General features: G+C 53.9%; 16 protein-coding genes. 10 read left to right on the top strand and 6 right to left on the bottom strand.

Annotation, left to right across the window (positions count from 1 at the left end; translation table 11 throughout):
• Positions 1-35: 35 nt before the first annotated feature.
• Complete coding sequence (locus ABK821_RS17435) at positions 36-971, bottom strand: LysR family transcriptional regulator (protein WP_142502130.1); 936 nt, start codon at positions 969-971, stop codon at positions 36-38.
• Between the two features lie 109 nt (positions 972-1,080).
• On the opposite strand from ABK821_RS17435, the gene ABK821_RS17430 reads away from it, so the two are divergent.
• Complete coding sequence (locus ABK821_RS17430) at positions 1,081-2,295, top strand: MFS transporter (RefSeq protein ID WP_343178470.1); 1,215 nt, start codon at positions 1,081-1,083, stop codon at positions 2,293-2,295.
• Between the two features lie 77 nt (positions 2,296-2,372).
• Here ABK821_RS17430 and murJ read toward each other — a convergent pair whose 3' ends face one another.
• The 4 genes from murJ to rimJ all read right to left on the bottom strand — a co-directional run bounded on the left by murJ (position 2,373) and on the right by rimJ (position 6,188).
• Entirely contained in the window at positions 2,373-3,908 is a 1,536-nt protein-coding gene (gene murJ, locus ABK821_RS17425) for a murein biosynthesis integral membrane protein MurJ (RefSeq protein ID WP_138361163.1), read from the bottom strand.
• 112 nt (positions 3,909-4,020) lie between these two features.
• Positions 4,021-4,944, bottom strand: coding sequence for a Gfo/Idh/MocA family oxidoreductase (locus ABK821_RS17420; protein WP_343178469.1), 924 nt, complete (start codon positions 4,942-4,944; stop codon positions 4,021-4,023).
• Positions 4,945-4,946: 2 nt separating this feature from the next.
• The gene (locus ABK821_RS17415; protein ID WP_138361161.1) at positions 4,947-5,594 is read right to left on the bottom strand and encodes a YceH family protein; all 648 of its coding nucleotides are present in this window, start codon (positions 5,592-5,594) and stop codon (positions 4,947-4,949) included.
• Positions 5,595-5,603: 9 nt separating this feature from the next.
• Positions 5,604-6,188, bottom strand: coding sequence for a ribosomal protein S5-alanine N-acetyltransferase (rimJ, locus tag ABK821_RS17410; RefSeq protein WP_138361160.1), 585 nt, complete (start codon positions 6,186-6,188; stop codon positions 5,604-5,606).
• Positions 6,189-6,417: 229 nt separating this feature from the next.
• Here rimJ and mdtH point away from each other — a divergent pair, with 229 nt between their 5' ends.
• The 8 genes from mdtH to ABK821_RS17370 all read left to right on the top strand — a co-directional run bounded on the left by mdtH (position 6,418) and on the right by ABK821_RS17370 (position 12,489).
• Positions 6,418-7,626, top strand: coding sequence for a multidrug efflux MFS transporter MdtH (gene mdtH, locus ABK821_RS17405; protein WP_138361159.1), 1,209 nt, complete (start codon positions 6,418-6,420; stop codon positions 7,624-7,626).
• 65 nt (positions 7,627-7,691) lie between these two features.
• Positions 7,692-8,339, top strand: coding sequence for a glutaredoxin 2 (grxB, locus tag ABK821_RS17400; protein WP_138361158.1), 648 nt, complete (start codon positions 7,692-7,694; stop codon positions 8,337-8,339).
• Between the two features lie 136 nt (positions 8,340-8,475).
• A complete protein-coding gene (locus tag ABK821_RS17395) occupies positions 8,476-9,036 on the top strand; it encodes a lipoprotein (protein ID WP_138361157.1) in 561 nt (186 codons plus the stop codon).
• Positions 9,037-9,158: 122 nt separating this feature from the next.
• A complete protein-coding gene (pyrC, locus tag ABK821_RS17390; RefSeq protein WP_138361156.1) occupies positions 9,159-10,205 on the top strand; it encodes a dihydroorotase in 1,047 nt (348 codons plus the stop codon).
• A 72-nt stretch (positions 10,206-10,277) separates the two neighbouring features.
• Positions 10,278-10,523, top strand: a complete 246-nt coding sequence (gene dinI, locus ABK821_RS17385) for a DNA damage-inducible protein I (protein WP_138361155.1) — start codon at positions 10,278-10,280, stop codon at positions 10,521-10,523.
• A 286-nt stretch (positions 10,524-10,809) separates the two neighbouring features.
• A complete protein-coding gene (bssS, locus tag ABK821_RS17380) occupies positions 10,810-11,064 on the top strand; it encodes a biofilm formation regulator BssS (protein WP_138361154.1) in 255 nt (84 codons plus the stop codon).
• A 125-nt stretch (positions 11,065-11,189) separates the two neighbouring features.
• Positions 11,190-12,308 (top strand): N-methyl-L-tryptophan oxidase, encoded by a 1,119-nt coding sequence (gene solA / locus ABK821_RS17375; protein WP_308564929.1) that lies wholly within the window; start codon positions 11,190-11,192, stop codon positions 12,306-12,308.
• A 67-nt stretch (positions 12,309-12,375) separates the two neighbouring features.
• A complete protein-coding gene (locus ABK821_RS17370; protein ID WP_112217203.1) occupies positions 12,376-12,489 on the top strand; it encodes a DUF2770 family protein in 114 nt (37 codons plus the stop codon).
• Here the strand turns inward: ABK821_RS17370 and ABK821_RS17365 are convergent.
• Positions 12,475-13,539, bottom strand: a complete 1,065-nt coding sequence (locus tag ABK821_RS17365) for a rhodanese-related sulfurtransferase (protein ID WP_138361151.1) — start codon at positions 13,537-13,539, stop codon at positions 12,475-12,477. The two genes, ABK821_RS17370 and ABK821_RS17365, sit on opposite strands and share 15 nt — an antisense overlap.
• Positions 13,540-13,748: 209 nt before the next feature.
• Here ABK821_RS17365 and ABK821_RS17360 point away from each other — a divergent pair, with 209 nt between their 5' ends.
• Positions 13,749-14,669 carry a Kdo(2)-lipid IV(A) acyltransferase gene (locus ABK821_RS17360; protein ID WP_308564933.1) on the top strand — a complete coding sequence of 307 codons (921 nt, stop codon included), beginning with the start codon at positions 13,749-13,751 and terminating at the stop codon, positions 14,667-14,669.
• The last annotated feature ends 31 nt before the right edge of the window (positions 14,670-14,700 follow it).

Here is a 14,700-nt window from a genome sequence, read left to right as displayed (position 1 = left end):
CTGCACCTGAAAACCGGCCCCTGCGGCCGGTTTTTTTATTCAGCTTCCGGCCTCTGCATTCCGGCAACCTGCGGCATCACCGCTCTCATCAGATCAAGAAATTTACGCAAGCGCATCGGATAATAGCGTGCCCAGGGATACACAAGATGCACCGGCAGCGAAGGTGCCCGCCACTGTGGAAATAGCTCAATCAGTCGCCCGGCGGCAATATCCTCCACAACCGCCCAGCTCGAAACGATCGCCGCGCCCAGCCCGGCTACGGCGGTATTACGGGCGACATGCACGCTATCCGTGCTCAGACAGGGGGCAATGCCAAAGGTGATAAGCTGGTTATCAACCTGAGATTGCAGCATCACCTCGTGCTGATAAAAGGTGCTGATCGCCACCCACGGTAATACTGACATCTCCCGTGGGGATGTTAATGCCGGATAGCGCGCCAGCAGCGTCGGCGAGGCGACCACGCTACGTGGCACCTCGGCCAACAATACTGATACCGTCGCCGGGTCCACTTCCGCCCCCACGCGAATCGCGCAGTCGATACCCTCACTCAGGAAATCGACGGTCTTGTCATTCAGCATCCACTCGACAGAAAGTTCAGGATAGCGCTGGAGAAAATTCACCAGCGGTCCCAGTAACTGCTGTTGACCAAATGCATGCGGTGCCCGCACTCTTAATACTCCGACAGGCCGGTCATCGGCGATATGCAAATCGTCCTCCAGCGCCAGCCAGGCATCGACAATCTGACGAGCATGCTGATAACAGCGTTCACCGTCATCAGTCAGTTTCATTGCATGGGTGGTACGCAGAATCAGCTTGACGCCCAGCAGCCCTTCCAGAGACTGGAGCCGTCGACTTACCGTCGCCTGCGTGGTATTCATCTGTATCGCCGCCGCGGAGAGCGAACCCGCCTCAACGATACGAATAAATGTACGCATCAGCGCAATACGATCTATACGTTCCTGCTTCTTCATTTTTATTTTTCCTATACGTTTAGCGTATAACCGTTTTACCACCGGGCCATCTACCGCATCTGGCCTATTAGGGGAAAAATAGCGCCATCGTTTTTACAAGGAACATACCATGACACCGACTCCACTCTCCTCCCGCAATGCCGGGTGGGTCATCTTCATCCTCGCCCTGGGCGCCGGCTTCAGCGTTGCTTCAATCTATTATGCGCAACCGCTTCTGCCGCTGATAGGGGCCAATATGCAACTAAGCGTCGAAGGTATGGGTCTGGTGCCGACGTTGACTCAGGCAGGCTACGCGCTGGGGATCCTTTTTCTGCTTCCTCTCGGTGATCGCCATGATCGCAGAACGCTCATTCTGATGAAAAGCGCCGCCCTGGCCGTACTTCTGTTGTTATGTAGTCTCACCGGGCAACTCAGCACTCTGCTGATTGTCAGCCTGCTTATTGGTATGGCGGCAACCATGGCGCAGGATATCGTACCGGCAGCCGCTATCCTGGCGCCGGCGGGCAAACAAGGTAAAATGGTTGGCACAGTCATGACCGGCCTGCTGTTGGGGATCCTGCTCTCCAGAACCGTCAGTGGTCTGGTGGGGGCAATATTCGGCTGGCGAGTCATGTATCAGGCCGCTGCGATCAGTATCGCGCTCATTGGCGTGCTAATGTGGCGCGTCCTGCCACGTTTTGCGATTCATTCCACCCTGAGCTACCCGCAGTTGATGAAGTCAATGGCACACCTGTGGCAGCGCTATCCTGCGCTGCGCCGTGCCGCACTGGCGCAGGGCTTCCTGTCCGTCGCCTTCAGCGCATTCTGGTCAACACTGGCGGTTATGTTGCTGGCGCGCTATCAGATGGGCAGCGCGGTGGCTGGCGGCTTTGGTATTGCCGGTGCCGCCGGGGCGCTCGCTGCGCCGCTGGCCGGTGGTCTGGCCGATAAATTGGGCGCGGGAAAAGTCACGCAAATGGGCGCGGCGCTGGTGACTGCATCGTTCGCCCTGATGCTCCTGCGGCCTGTCCTGCCTCCGCATGGCCAGTTGATGCTGATTGCCATCTCGGCTGTTGGTTTTGACCTTGGGCTGCAATCCAGCCTGGTGGCCCACCAGAATCTGGTTTATGGCCTGGAGCCTCAGGCCCGTGGTCGCCTTAACGCACTGCTGTTCACCGGCGTATTTATTGGGATGTCGCTGGGTTCAATCCTCGGCAGCAAATTGTATGTGCTGGCAGGCTGGGGCGGCGTGGTTATCCTGGGGATCATCAGCGGCGCGGTTGCGCTTGGTATTCGTTTGCTCGAAAGCGCCAGAGTGCTCTCAGCCCAGCGAGAGGACAAATAAACATTCTCCCGTTCATATAACCAAAAGCCGCTCTGCCATGACGCAGAGCGGCTCCATTTTCAACCCGACACGGCAACTCAGACGGTACGGCGGGCGAACTCTTTAATGCGGAACCCCAGCAACAGCAGCGTCGCAAAATAGGCGATGACGCCAGCCGCCACCACGACCATCAAACGCAACAGGCGAAACGGCATCGTCCCCTGCGACCACTCCGGCATCACGGACATCACCCCCAGCAGTGCCACAGCCATCACAATCACCGCTATCACTAAGCGCAGCAGGAACATAAACCAGCCCGCCTGAGGCGTGAAAATTTTCTGCTTCCGCAGTTGCCAGTAGAGCAGCGCAGCGTTGAGGCAGGCAGCCAGGCCAATTGATAATGACAGGCCCGCGTGCTTCAGCGGGCCAATAAATGCCAGGTTCATCACCTGCGTCATAATCAGGGTAACGATGGCAATTTTCACCGGGGTTTTTATGTCCTGCCGCGAATAGAATCCCGGGGCCAGTACTTTCACTACAATAAGCCCCATCAGTCCGACGGAATACGCCACCAGCGCGCGTTGCGTCATCACTGCATCGAAAGCGGTAAATTTGCCGTACTGGAATAACGCGACCGTCAACGGTTTAGCAAGTATGCCCAACGCCACGGCGCTCGGCAGCGCGAGCAGAAAGCACAGGCGCAATCCCCAGTCCATTAAGCGGCAGTACTCGTCGTGATCGCCGCTGGCGAAACTTTTCGACAGCGAAGGCAACAGAATGGTCCCCAGCGCCACGCCCAGCACACCGGACGGAAACTCCATCAGACGATCGGCGTAATACATCCAGGAAACGGAGCCGGAAACCAGAAATGAAGCAAAAATGGTATTAATGATCAGTGAAATCTGGCTGACGGACACGCCAAGGATCGCCGGCCCCATTTGTTTCATGACCCGCATCGCGCCCGCATCTTTAAAATTAATTCGCGGCAGTACCAGCATGCCAATTCTTTTCAGATGCGGCAGTTGCCAGGCGAGCTGCAACACGCCGCCAACCGTCACCGCCCACGCCATGGCCAACATCGGCGGATGAAAGTATGGCGCCGCAAACAGGGCAAAACCGATCATACTGACGTTAAGAAGCGTCGGCGCAAAGGCCGGAACCGAAAAACGGTTCCAGGTATTGAGAATCGCGCCCACCAGCGAGGCCAGAGAAATCAGCAGAATATAGGGAAATGTAATACGCAGCAGTTGTGTGGTCAGCGTGAATTTATCGGGCGTATCGGCAAAGCCCGGCGCGGTAATGGCAATCACCCATGGCGCTGCCAGCATACCGGCAACGGTCACCAGCGCCAGTACCAGCGTCAACAGTCCCGACACATAGGCCACGAAAACGCGCGTTGCATCCTCGCCCTGTTTGTTTTTATATTCAGCCAGAATCGGCACAAAGGCCTGAGAAAAAGCGCCCTCAGCAAAAATACGCCGTAAAAGGTTTGGCAGTTTAAACGCGACAAAGAAAGCGTCAGTTGCCATCCCTGCGCCAAAAATACGTGCCACAATCGCATCGCGAGCAAAACCCAGCACGCGCGAAAACATGGTCATCGAACTGACTGCCGCCAGTGATTTTAAAAGATTCATTAACGTATTATTCCACAACCCTGGAGTAAAACGCCCGCAATGGCGGGCGCGGGAAAGTGGCGATAGTCTACCGGGTTCATACTGAATTACTACTGTCAGATGTTACAACGGATTATTCGCTCATCGCTTCGCGCCACAGCTTTTCCACGATGCGCTGAGCCAGAAGCGCCTGTTCTCCGGATGTTTCAGGAACTGTCTGATTTTGCACACATTCAATAAAGTGCCGCGCGCAGCCAGTAAATCCTCGCTGCTCCTGGGTGGTCTGCCAGCCGGGAACAGGACGCTGGAGCACACCGCTTCCCCGCTCCTCCTGCCACTCCCGCATATCCCGTACTTCATATAATCCGCCATCGCTCACCGCCTGTACCCACTCCCGCTGGCTTCCGGCGCGACGGTGCATACTGGTGGTGATCTGTAGCGGGCCGGAACTGAAATGATGTTCTGCATACAACATTTCACCTTGCGCCGTGGTTTGTAGCGCCCCGCAGCGCAAACGCGCTTGCCCGCCCGCCAGCCACAGCGCGGTATCGACCACATGCAGATAATCATCCAATAACGTGAAACGCAGATCGTGACCCACGCTATCGCTACGATGTTTATCCATTCGCAGCGACGCCGCATGCGTAAGTTGCGTTTTAAGTTCACGATACAGTGGAGCAAAACGGCGGTTAAAACCGACCATCAGCGTGAGATTGCGGCGGGCCGCCAGTTCAACCAACGCCTCCGCGTCGCTAAGCTTATCCGCCAGCGGTTTATCAACGCAGACATGAACGCCAGCATTAAGCAACCGACTCACCACGTCATAATGTGAAGTCGTCGAACTGTGGACGAATACGGCGTCACATTGCGCCGCCAACAGATCCAAAGAATCGGCATAGGGTATACGCCAGGTTTCACAGATACGCAGCGCTTTCTCTTTCCCCGGGGACCACGCCGCCTGTAGCGTCCAGCCGTCCGCGGGGCCCAGGACCGGCAGCCAGGCCTTTTGCGCGATACCACCTAAACCCACAACGCCGACGCGTAGCTTCGCCGCCATACTTAATCTCCCAAATGAGCGAGCAGTGAATCCAGCCGTGCTTTTAATTCTGCGACTTCCTCCTCCAGCGCTTCAACCCGGGCCTGAAGATCGTCGCCCGGCAGCGAAACGGCGTCAACCGTAGCGATAAATGAATCCATATCGTCGCAGAACAGATGCATATAGCGACTTTCACGTTTTCCCGGCTCACGCGGCAGACGCGCGACATACGGCCCATCTTCCCGCGCCGCCAGGTTATCAAGGACGCTTTCCACTTCCGCCATATCGCTGAATTCATACATTCTTTGCGCGCGACTACGTAGCTCGCCTGGCGTCTGCGCGCCGCGCAGCAGCAAGGTGGTCACAATAGCGACCTCAGCGGCGGTTAATTTCAGGTCGCCAAATTCTGAGTTGCAGAAACGCTGTTCATATTTCGTCACCCGATTGCCAAAACCGCTGACCGTACGCAAATAATGCCGCTTCACTAACGTATCAAGCAGATCCTGGACCGCGCTTTCGCTTAGCGACATCACCGGTTCACGGTTCGTTTTCTGGTTACAGGCGGTCACAACCGCATTGACCGACAGAGGGTACTGTTCCGGCGTAGTGACCTGCTTCTCCAGCAGGCAGCCAATGACGCGCGCTTCATGCGCGGTTAACTGATATTTCATGATGTCTCCTTAGCGACCCGGGGTCCAGTCCTGTGTTGTCAACGCCGTCAGTACGTGATCGCGCCACTGCCCATCGATCAGCAGGTAATCTTTGGCGTATCCCTCTTTTTCAAAGCCCAGACGCGCCAGCAAATCGCCGCTGCGCTGATTATGCGGCATATAGTTTGCCATTATGCGATGAATATGTTGTGTACGCTGCATATAGCGAATTGCCGCGGTCAGCGCTTCAAACATCAGCCCCTGCCCTTGACACTTTTCCGCAATGGAATAGCCCAGATAGCAGGCATGGAACGACCCGCGCACAACATTGGAAAAATTCGCCACGCCGATAATCTCTTTTTCTTCCGGATCGAGAAGCGCAAAATAGAATGCCGAACCCTGTTTATGAAACTCCGATATCATCGATAACCGCGCCTGCCAGCCGGACGGATAACAGTGGCTGTCATCGCGCACGGGCTCCCAGGGTTTTAAGAACCCTTTATTCTCCGCGTAATAATCGGCCAGACGCCAGGCGTCACGATCGTGAACCAGCCGGACCACCAGCCGATCCGTCGTCAAACGCACCTTCGGTACGTTACTGCGATAGCCAAACATTTCCCTCTCCTGTTCCCCTGACGCAATACATACTGACTTCACTATACCTGTCCTGCACGGTGGTGTGAAAACAGCAACATACCATTTTCTGCACCATCTCTGCTTTTCGATGAATAGCGTCTATCGTTCTTGCATTTTGATAAAAAAATATTGTCGCCAGTTTGCTGGGAAAATAGCCATTAACCCCGCAAAATATCAGCGCTTATTCTTATCTTTCCCGGGAGGGGAAATGTCCCGCGTATCGCAGGCAAGGAGCCTGGGTAAATATTTCCTGTTAGTCGATAACATGCTGGTGGTGCTCGGTTTTTTCGTTGTATTCCCACTGATCTCTATTCGCTTCGTCGACCAGATGGGCTGGGCGGCGCTAACGGTCGGAATAGCCCTTGGCTTGCGCCAGCTTGTACAGCAAGGATTTGGTATATTTGGCGGTGCAATTGCCGACCGTTTCGGCGCCAAACCGATGATTGTTACCGGTATGCTGATGCGCGCTGCCGGCTTCGCGGCCATGGCCATCGCCCATGAACCGTGGGTATTGTGGCTATCCTGCGTGCTTTCCGGCCTCGGCGGCACGTTGTTCGATCCGCCTCGCGCCGCGCTGGTGGTCAAACTGGTGCGCCCTCAGCATCGTGGGCGTTTTTTTTCTGTTCTGATGATGCAGGACAGCGCGGGCGCGGTAGTCGGCGCGCTGTTGGGTAGCTGGTTGTTGCAATATGATTTTCGTCTGGTTTGTAGCGCCGGCGCGGCGCTGTTTATCGCCTGTGCGGCATTCAATGCCTGGTATCTCCCGGCCTGGAAACTGTCGACGGTAAAAGCACCGGTTCGCGAAGGGCTGGGGCGCGTGCTGCGCGACAAACGCTTTGTCACTTACGTTCTGACGCTGACGGGTTACTACATGCTGGCGGTGCAGGTGATGTTAATGCTGCCGATCATGGTTAACGACATTGCCGGTTCGCCGTCGGCGGTGAAATGGATGTATGCCATTGAAGCAACCATTTCGCTCACCCTGCTTTACCCCATTGCCCGCTGGAGTGAAAAGCGTTTTCGCCTTGAGCAGCGCCTGATGGCCGGTCTGTTAGTGATGACCCTCGCGATGATGCCGATCGGCTTAACCAGCAACCTGCAGCAGCTGTTTACCCTGATCTGTGTGTTTTATATTGGCTCAATTATTGCGGAACCTGCACGTGAAACGCTGGGCGCTTCGCTGGCGGATGCCAGGGCGCGCGGCAGCTATATGGGTTTTAGTCGTTTAGGACTGGCCTTTGGTGGCGCTTTCGGCTATGCCGGTGGCGGCTGGTTGTTCGACGCCGGTAAAGCGGCATCTCAGCCCGCGCTGCCGTGGCTAATGCTGGGCGTTATCGGACTGGCCACCTTCGTCGCGTTATGGTGGCAATTCAGTTCAAAGCGCTCAACGCCCCGCATGCTGGAGCCGCGTACCTGAGTTGCCGGTCCTTTATTTCTCCTCCATACTGAATTGAGGATGTTCAGTACCAATGGAGGAGAAACGTGAAGTTATATATCTACGATCACTGCCCGTTCTGCCTTAAAGCCCGCATGATTTTCGGCCTGAAAAATATTCCTGTCGAGCTGATCACGCTCCTGAACGATGATGAATCAACACCCACCCGACTGATCGGGGAAAAAATGGTTCCGATCCTGCAAAAAGACGATAGCCGTTACATGCCTGAAAGTATGGATATCGTGCACTATGTCGATAAACTGGACGGCAAACCGCTACTTACCGGCTCGCGTAACCCGGCCATCGACACCTGGCTGCGAAAGGTCAACGGTTATGTTAACCGCCTGCTGCTCCCGCGCTTTGCAAAATCGGCGTTCGATGAGTTCTCAACGCCAGAAGCGCGTGCCTGGTTTGTGAATAATAAAGAAGCGGCAATCGGCAGTTTCACCGACCATCTTGCGCATTCACCCGGTCTGGTAAAGAACATCAGCGACGATCTGCGCGCGCTGGATAAACGAATAGTCCAGCCAAATGCCGTCAACGGTGATCTGTCCGAAGATGATATTCATCTCTTCCCGCTACTGCGGAACCTGACGCTGGTCGCCGGCGTAAACTGGCCAAGCCGCGTGGCCGCCTATCGTGATAATATGGCCAAACAGACGCAGATAAATCTGCTGTCATCCATGGCCATCTAAAAAGAAGGCAGCGAAAGGTCTGGCCGTTCGCTGCCATTCAGGCGCGTTTTCAGTATTTTCCGCTAGCACTTCCTGCGCTGGCCGACCATGCTGCTTTATGTCAGGATGAACCCATGGCATGACATTAAGGAACCCAATGAAAAAGATGTTTATCGTGGCCGCGCTTATGGTTATCGGCCTGCTGAGCGGCTGTAACCAGCTTACGCAGTATTCCGTGAGCGAGCAGGAGATCAACCAGGCGCTGCAGAAACGTAACCATTTCGCCAAAGACATTGGCCTGCCGGGCGTAGCGGATGCCCATATTGAACTGCAAAACCTTACCAGCGCCATTGGCCGGGAAGAACCCAACAAGGTGACGCTAAGCGGAGAAGCCAATTTAGATCTCAATTCATTATTCGGCAATCAGAAAGCAACCATCGACCTGAAGCTCAAGGCACTGCCGGTATTTAATCAAGAGAAAGGGGCCATTTTCCTGCAGGAGATGGAGGTCGTTGATGCAAAAGTTCAGCCTGAGAAGCTCCAGTCCGTTGTGCAAACGCTGATCCCTTATCTCAATCAGTCCCTGCGCAGCTATTTTAATCAACAGCCTGCCTACGTACTGCGCGAAGATGCCAGCACCGGTGAAGCGCTGGCTAAGAAATATGCTAAAGGTATAGAGGTGAAGCCAGGGGAAATCATTATCCCGTTCACCGATTAGTTCTCCGGGCGCTGACGCGCCCGTTTTTTTGCGGAAATGGGTGCAAAGGAAAACGTTTACGCTTATCCTTAGTGCCCGGCAAAAACAGCCCTGATGACTGAACCTACTAGCCGGAGCCTTCCATGACAGCACAATCCCAGGTATTGAAAATCCGCCGCCCTGACGACTGGCATATCCATCTGCGAGATGACGATATGTTACAAACCGTCGTGCCATATACCAGTGAATTCTATGGCCGGGCGATCGTGATGCCGAATCTGGTGCCGCCTGTCACCACCGTAGACGCCGCCATCGCCTATCGCCAGCGTATTCTTGCTGCCGTCCCTGCGGGCCACGATTTTACGCCGCTGATGACCTGCTATCTGACCGATACGCTCGAACCGGCGGAGCTGGAGCGCGGATTCAACGAAGGCGTATTCACTGCCGCCAAACTCTATCCCGCCAATGCCACCACCAACTCCAGCCATGGCGTCACCAGTACCGATGCGATTATGCCGGTGCTGGAGCGCATGGAAAAACTGGGGATGCCGCTGCTGGTTCACGGGGAAGTTACCCATCCTGATATCGACATTTTCGACCGGGAGGCGCGTTTCATTGACACGGTCATGGAGCCGCTGCGCCAGCGTCTGCCAGGCCTGAAGGTTGTCTTCGAGCATATCACCACCAAAGATGCCGCTGAATATGTACGCGACGGCAATGAACTGCTGGCGGCCACCATCACCCCGCAGCACCTGATGTTTAACCGTAACCATATGCTGGTTGGCGGGGTGCGCCCTCATCTCTACTGCCTGCCGATTCTGAAACGCAACATCCACCAGCAAGCTTTGCGTGAACTGGTTGCCAGCGGTTTCAACCGCACTTTCCTCGGAACGGACTCCGCGCCGCACGCCCGCCATCGTAAAGAAGCCAGTTGCGGATGCGCCGGCTGTTTCAACGCGCCAACCGCGCTGGGTAGTTACGCGACGGTGTTTGAAGAGATGAACGCCCTGCAGCACTTTGAAGCCTTTTGTTCGCTCAATGGCCCGCGTTTTTACGGACTGCCGGTCAATGAAGGCTACGTTGAGCTGGTGCGCGAGGAAAGCAAGGTGGCGGAAACAATTCCCCTGCCAGGCGATGCGCTGGTTCCGTTCCTCGCCGGTGAAACCGTGCGCTGGACAATGAAAAAATAAAAATCTCGCTCCCTGTTGTAAACGCGCAATAATAACTGTATAAATAAACAGTACATTACGCAGGGGGCAATTATGCGCATTGAAGTGTCCATCGCCAAATCAACAGCTCTACCCAATGGTGCCTTAGAAGCGCTGAACAATGAACTCTCCCGCCGTATCGAACAGCAGTTCCCCGCAATATCCAGTGAGGTGAGCGTACGCTATGCGGCTAATAATAATCTGTCGGTTATCGGCGGCCTGAAAGAAGATAAAGACCGGATTAGTGAAATCCTGCAAGAAACCTGGGAAAGCGCCGATGACTGGTTTGTCCACGACTAGTCAATTAACTTTGCTCCCTCATTGTGCTGTTTTTTTGCCGGGTCGCCCCGGCTTTTTTATTTTTCAGACTCATACATCCTCCTGATACTTCTGTTTAGTGTCTTCAAAAATAACAAAGAACCGATACTTTTTTGCGCAAAAAATCAACAAATGATAGCGTATGTACCTTCTGTTCCATTTAATTTCTCGAGTTTATTCTTGACTACTGATATAATTAACTTGCTTCAGAAAACGCGCATTAAACCTCGATAACTGTTGTCTTTTAACATATGAATAAGGGGTTATGATGGAAAAGAATAATGAAGTCATCCAGACCCATCCCCTCGTCGGATGGGACATCAGCACCGTAGACAGTTACGATGCGCTGATGTTGCGCTTACACTACCAAAACCCCACTCAAGAAAGCAGTAAAGACGCAGAAATTGGCCAGACGCTATGGCTAACGACGGACGTCGCACGTCAGTTTATTTCTATTCTGCAAGCCGGTATTGCGAAGATTGAATCTGGCGAATACCAGGAAAATGAGTATCGCAGACATTAGTATTACCGCCATGATGTCTAAATATTCACTAAACAGGCACCCCAGGGTGCCTGAATTATTTTCGGGCTTGTATAACAACAGGTTGTTAATTACCCTGCTTATAAAGCAATAACCCGGAACGCACCATGCAATACGATCTTATCATCCTCGGTAGCGGCTCAGTCGGCGCCGCAGCTGGTTATTATGCACGGCAGGCAGGGCTCAACGTCCTGATGATCGATGCGCATCAGCCTCCACATCGGGAAGGCAGCCATCATGGCAGTACGCGTCTCATTCGTCATGCCTACGGCGAAGGCGAGAAATATGTCCCTCTGCTATTACGCGCGCAAAAGCTGTGGGATGAATTTGCCGCAGCCAGCGGCGAAACCGTTTTTGAACCAACCGGTGTCATAAACCTGGGGCCTGCCGGTTCTGAATTCCTGCGTAACGTCGCCAGCAGTGCAGCCCAGTTCCAGCTAGATGTCGAGGAAATGGACGCACGAGCGGTTATGGCTCGCTGGCCGGAAATTCGTGTGCCAGATGATTATCGGGCGATATTTGAACCCGCCTCCGGCGTACTGCGCAGCGAACTGGCCGTTGAAACCTGGATTCGTCTCGCCCGCGAAGCGGGAGCCGCACAGCTGTTTAATTGCCCGGTCTCGGCCATTCACCCGCAATCGCATGGCGTGACGGTCGAGACGATAGAGGGTGAGTACAGCGGTAAAAAATTGCTGGTCAGCGCCGGAACCTGGGTCACGCGCCTTCTGCCTGAGCTCCCTGTTCAGCCCGTACGTAAAGTTTTCGCCTGGTTCCAGGCGGATGGACGTTACAGCAGCAAAAATAACTTCCCGGCATTTACCGGCGAGTTAGCCAACGGCGATCAGTTTTACGGTTTTCCGGCGGAAGATAACGAACTGAAAATCGGAAAGCACAACGGCGGGCAGCGCATTTCCGCCCCGGAAGAGCGTACAGCGTTTGGCAGCGTGGCGACGGATGGCTCGGAGTCTTTCAACTTCTTGCGTAACGTGTTGCCCGGTATTGGCGGCTGCCTGCATGGCGCATCCTGTACCTACGATAACACCCTAGATGAAGACTTTATTATTGATACTCTTCCCGGTCAGCCCAATACGCTGTTGATTACGGGCCTCAGCGGGCACGGTTTTAAGTTCGCCCCGGTGCTAGGGGAACTGGCTACCCGGTTCGCGCTTGGAGCGCCCTTTGAGTTTGATCTGACGCCCTTTTCACTGGCGCGATTTACGTTATAAGCGCCCGATTTACTGGTGAGCAAAAAACAACGGCCTCAATTGAGGCCGTTATGTGCAGAGAGAGATTATGCGTCGCCTTTTTGAACTGCTGGTCAACAACATCCGCGAACATTTTATGATTTATCTCGCGCTATGGCTGCTGCTGGCGATTATCGATCTCATCTGGTTATGGTTTTTCTGAAAATTCAGGGTCCGGGATCCCTAACTTAGTATTCAGACGACCGCGAGATTTATTGAAGATCTTATTGCCATTCTCACGTCCGGCGCGCAGTTTTCTCTGCTCCTCTTCCGGCAGCTTATGCTCTTCCATGCAGGCTTCGCTGCAGCAGCCGGAAAATTTCTCCGCGCAGGACGGGCACTGGATAAACAGCAGGTGGCAGCCATCGTTCAAACAGTTAGTATGACTATCGCAAGGTGCGCCGCACTGATGGCAATGCGCAATAACATCCTCAGTAATACGTTCGCCCATACGCTCATCAAAGACAAAGTTCTTACCGACAAAGCGTACTGGCAGCCCCTGCTCCCGCGCCCGTCGCGCATACTCAATGATCCCGCCTTCAATATGCCAGACCTTACTGAATCCATTATGCTTCATCCAGGCGCTCGCTTTTTCACAACGAATACCGCCGGTGCAGTACATAACGATTTTCTTATCTTTATGTTCCTGCATCATCTCAACGGCCTTCGGCAACTGATCGCGGAAAGTATCCGCCGGGATCTCCAGTGCCTTCTCGAAGTGCCCGACCTCATATTCGTAATGGTTACGCATATCGATGAAAACGGCATCCGGATCATCCAGCATCGCGTTAACTTCCGCCGCCTTCAGATACTCCCCCACGTCTGATGCATCGAACGTCGGATCATCAATACCGTCCGCAACGATACGATCGCGAACTTTGAGGCGCAGAACCCAAAAGGATTTGCCATCATCGTCCAGCGCGATATTCAGGCGCAAACCATTCAGGGCGGGATCAAACGCGTACAAAAATTCACGTAACGCATTGACCCGGCTTTGCGGCACGCTGATTTGTGCGTTGATGCCTTCATGAGCCAGATAAATACGGCCAAAAACATTCAGTTTAGTCAGCGCAAGCCACAGCGCATCGCGCGTCGCTTGAGGATCGGTAATCGTGAAATACTTATAAAACGAGATCGTCGTGCGCGGCTCGGTCTCAGCCAACATTTGCGCTTTTAACGTCTCATTTGCAATGCGGTTATGTAACACTGGCATGGTGTACCTGTTCAACATAGTCAATGAGTAAAATAAACGGCGGGCATCATATAGCAAACACGATTAATTTACATCCCTACATTTTGAGCTACATTTCTCTCACTCACAGGTGCCCACATTAACATTAAATGCCATTGGGCGGCGGTATTTTGGCTGGAGCATAAAAAAATGCGATAATAGAACGCGTTGCTTAATTAAACAGGTATAAGATGACCCAATTACCTAAATTTTCCGCAGCGTTGCTGCATCCACGCTATTGGTTGCTTTGGTCAGGTATTGGCCTGCTCTGGTTAGTTGTACAACTCCCCTATCCGCTAATTTATCGTCTGGGAACCGGACTGGGCCATCTGGCCCGGCATTTGATGAAGCGGCGGGCCAAAATTGCTTATCGTAATCTGCAACTCTGCTTTCCGGATAAAAGTGAGCGGGAATGTCACCAGATGGTGGTGGCTAACTTTGAATCTGTCGGCATGGGACTCATGGAAACCGGCATGGCCTGGTTCTGGCCGACAAAGCGTATTGCGCGCTGGACTGATTCCATTGGCGTTGAGCATATCAGGCAAGTGCAGGCGCAAAAGCGCGGTATTTTGCTGATTGGCATCCATTTTCTGACCCTGGAGATGGGCGCGCGCATGTTTGGTATTAATGCCCCTGGTATTGGCGTCTACCGCCCAAATGACAACCCGGTCATCGACTGGTTGCAGACATGGGGGCGTTTGCGTTCGAATAAAGACATGATCGATCGCAAAGATCTGAAAGGTATGATTCGTGCCCTGAAAAAAGGGGAAGTTATCTGGTACGCCCCCGACCACGATTATGGCCCGGCATCCAGCGTGTTTGTGCCATTTTTCGCTGTCGACCAGGCCGCCACCACTTCGGGTACCTGGATGCTGGCCAGAATGTCAAAAGCCTGCATTGTTCCCTTTGTTCCTCGCCGCAAACCGGGTGGCAAAGGGTATGAATTAATCATCCTGCCAGCGGAATGCGACCCACCGCTGGATGATGGGGAAACCACCGCCTCCTGGATGAACAAGGTTGTCGAGCAGTGCATTCTGATGGCGCCTGAGCAATATATGTGGATGCACCGTCGCTTTAAAACGCGTCCCCAGGGCGTCCCGTCCCGCTATTGATTCCCGCATCCTGCCCAGCAACGCTGGTTAT

It is taken from the genome of Klebsiella sp. KE9456 (assembly GCF_043832615.1).
In the GTDB taxonomy this organism is placed as follows: domain Bacteria; phylum Pseudomonadota; class Gammaproteobacteria; order Enterobacterales; family Enterobacteriaceae; genus Klebsiella; species Klebsiella indica.
The sequence above is the reverse complement of the archived record's forward strand: the minus strand, read 5'-3'. Positions and strand labels throughout refer to the sequence as shown.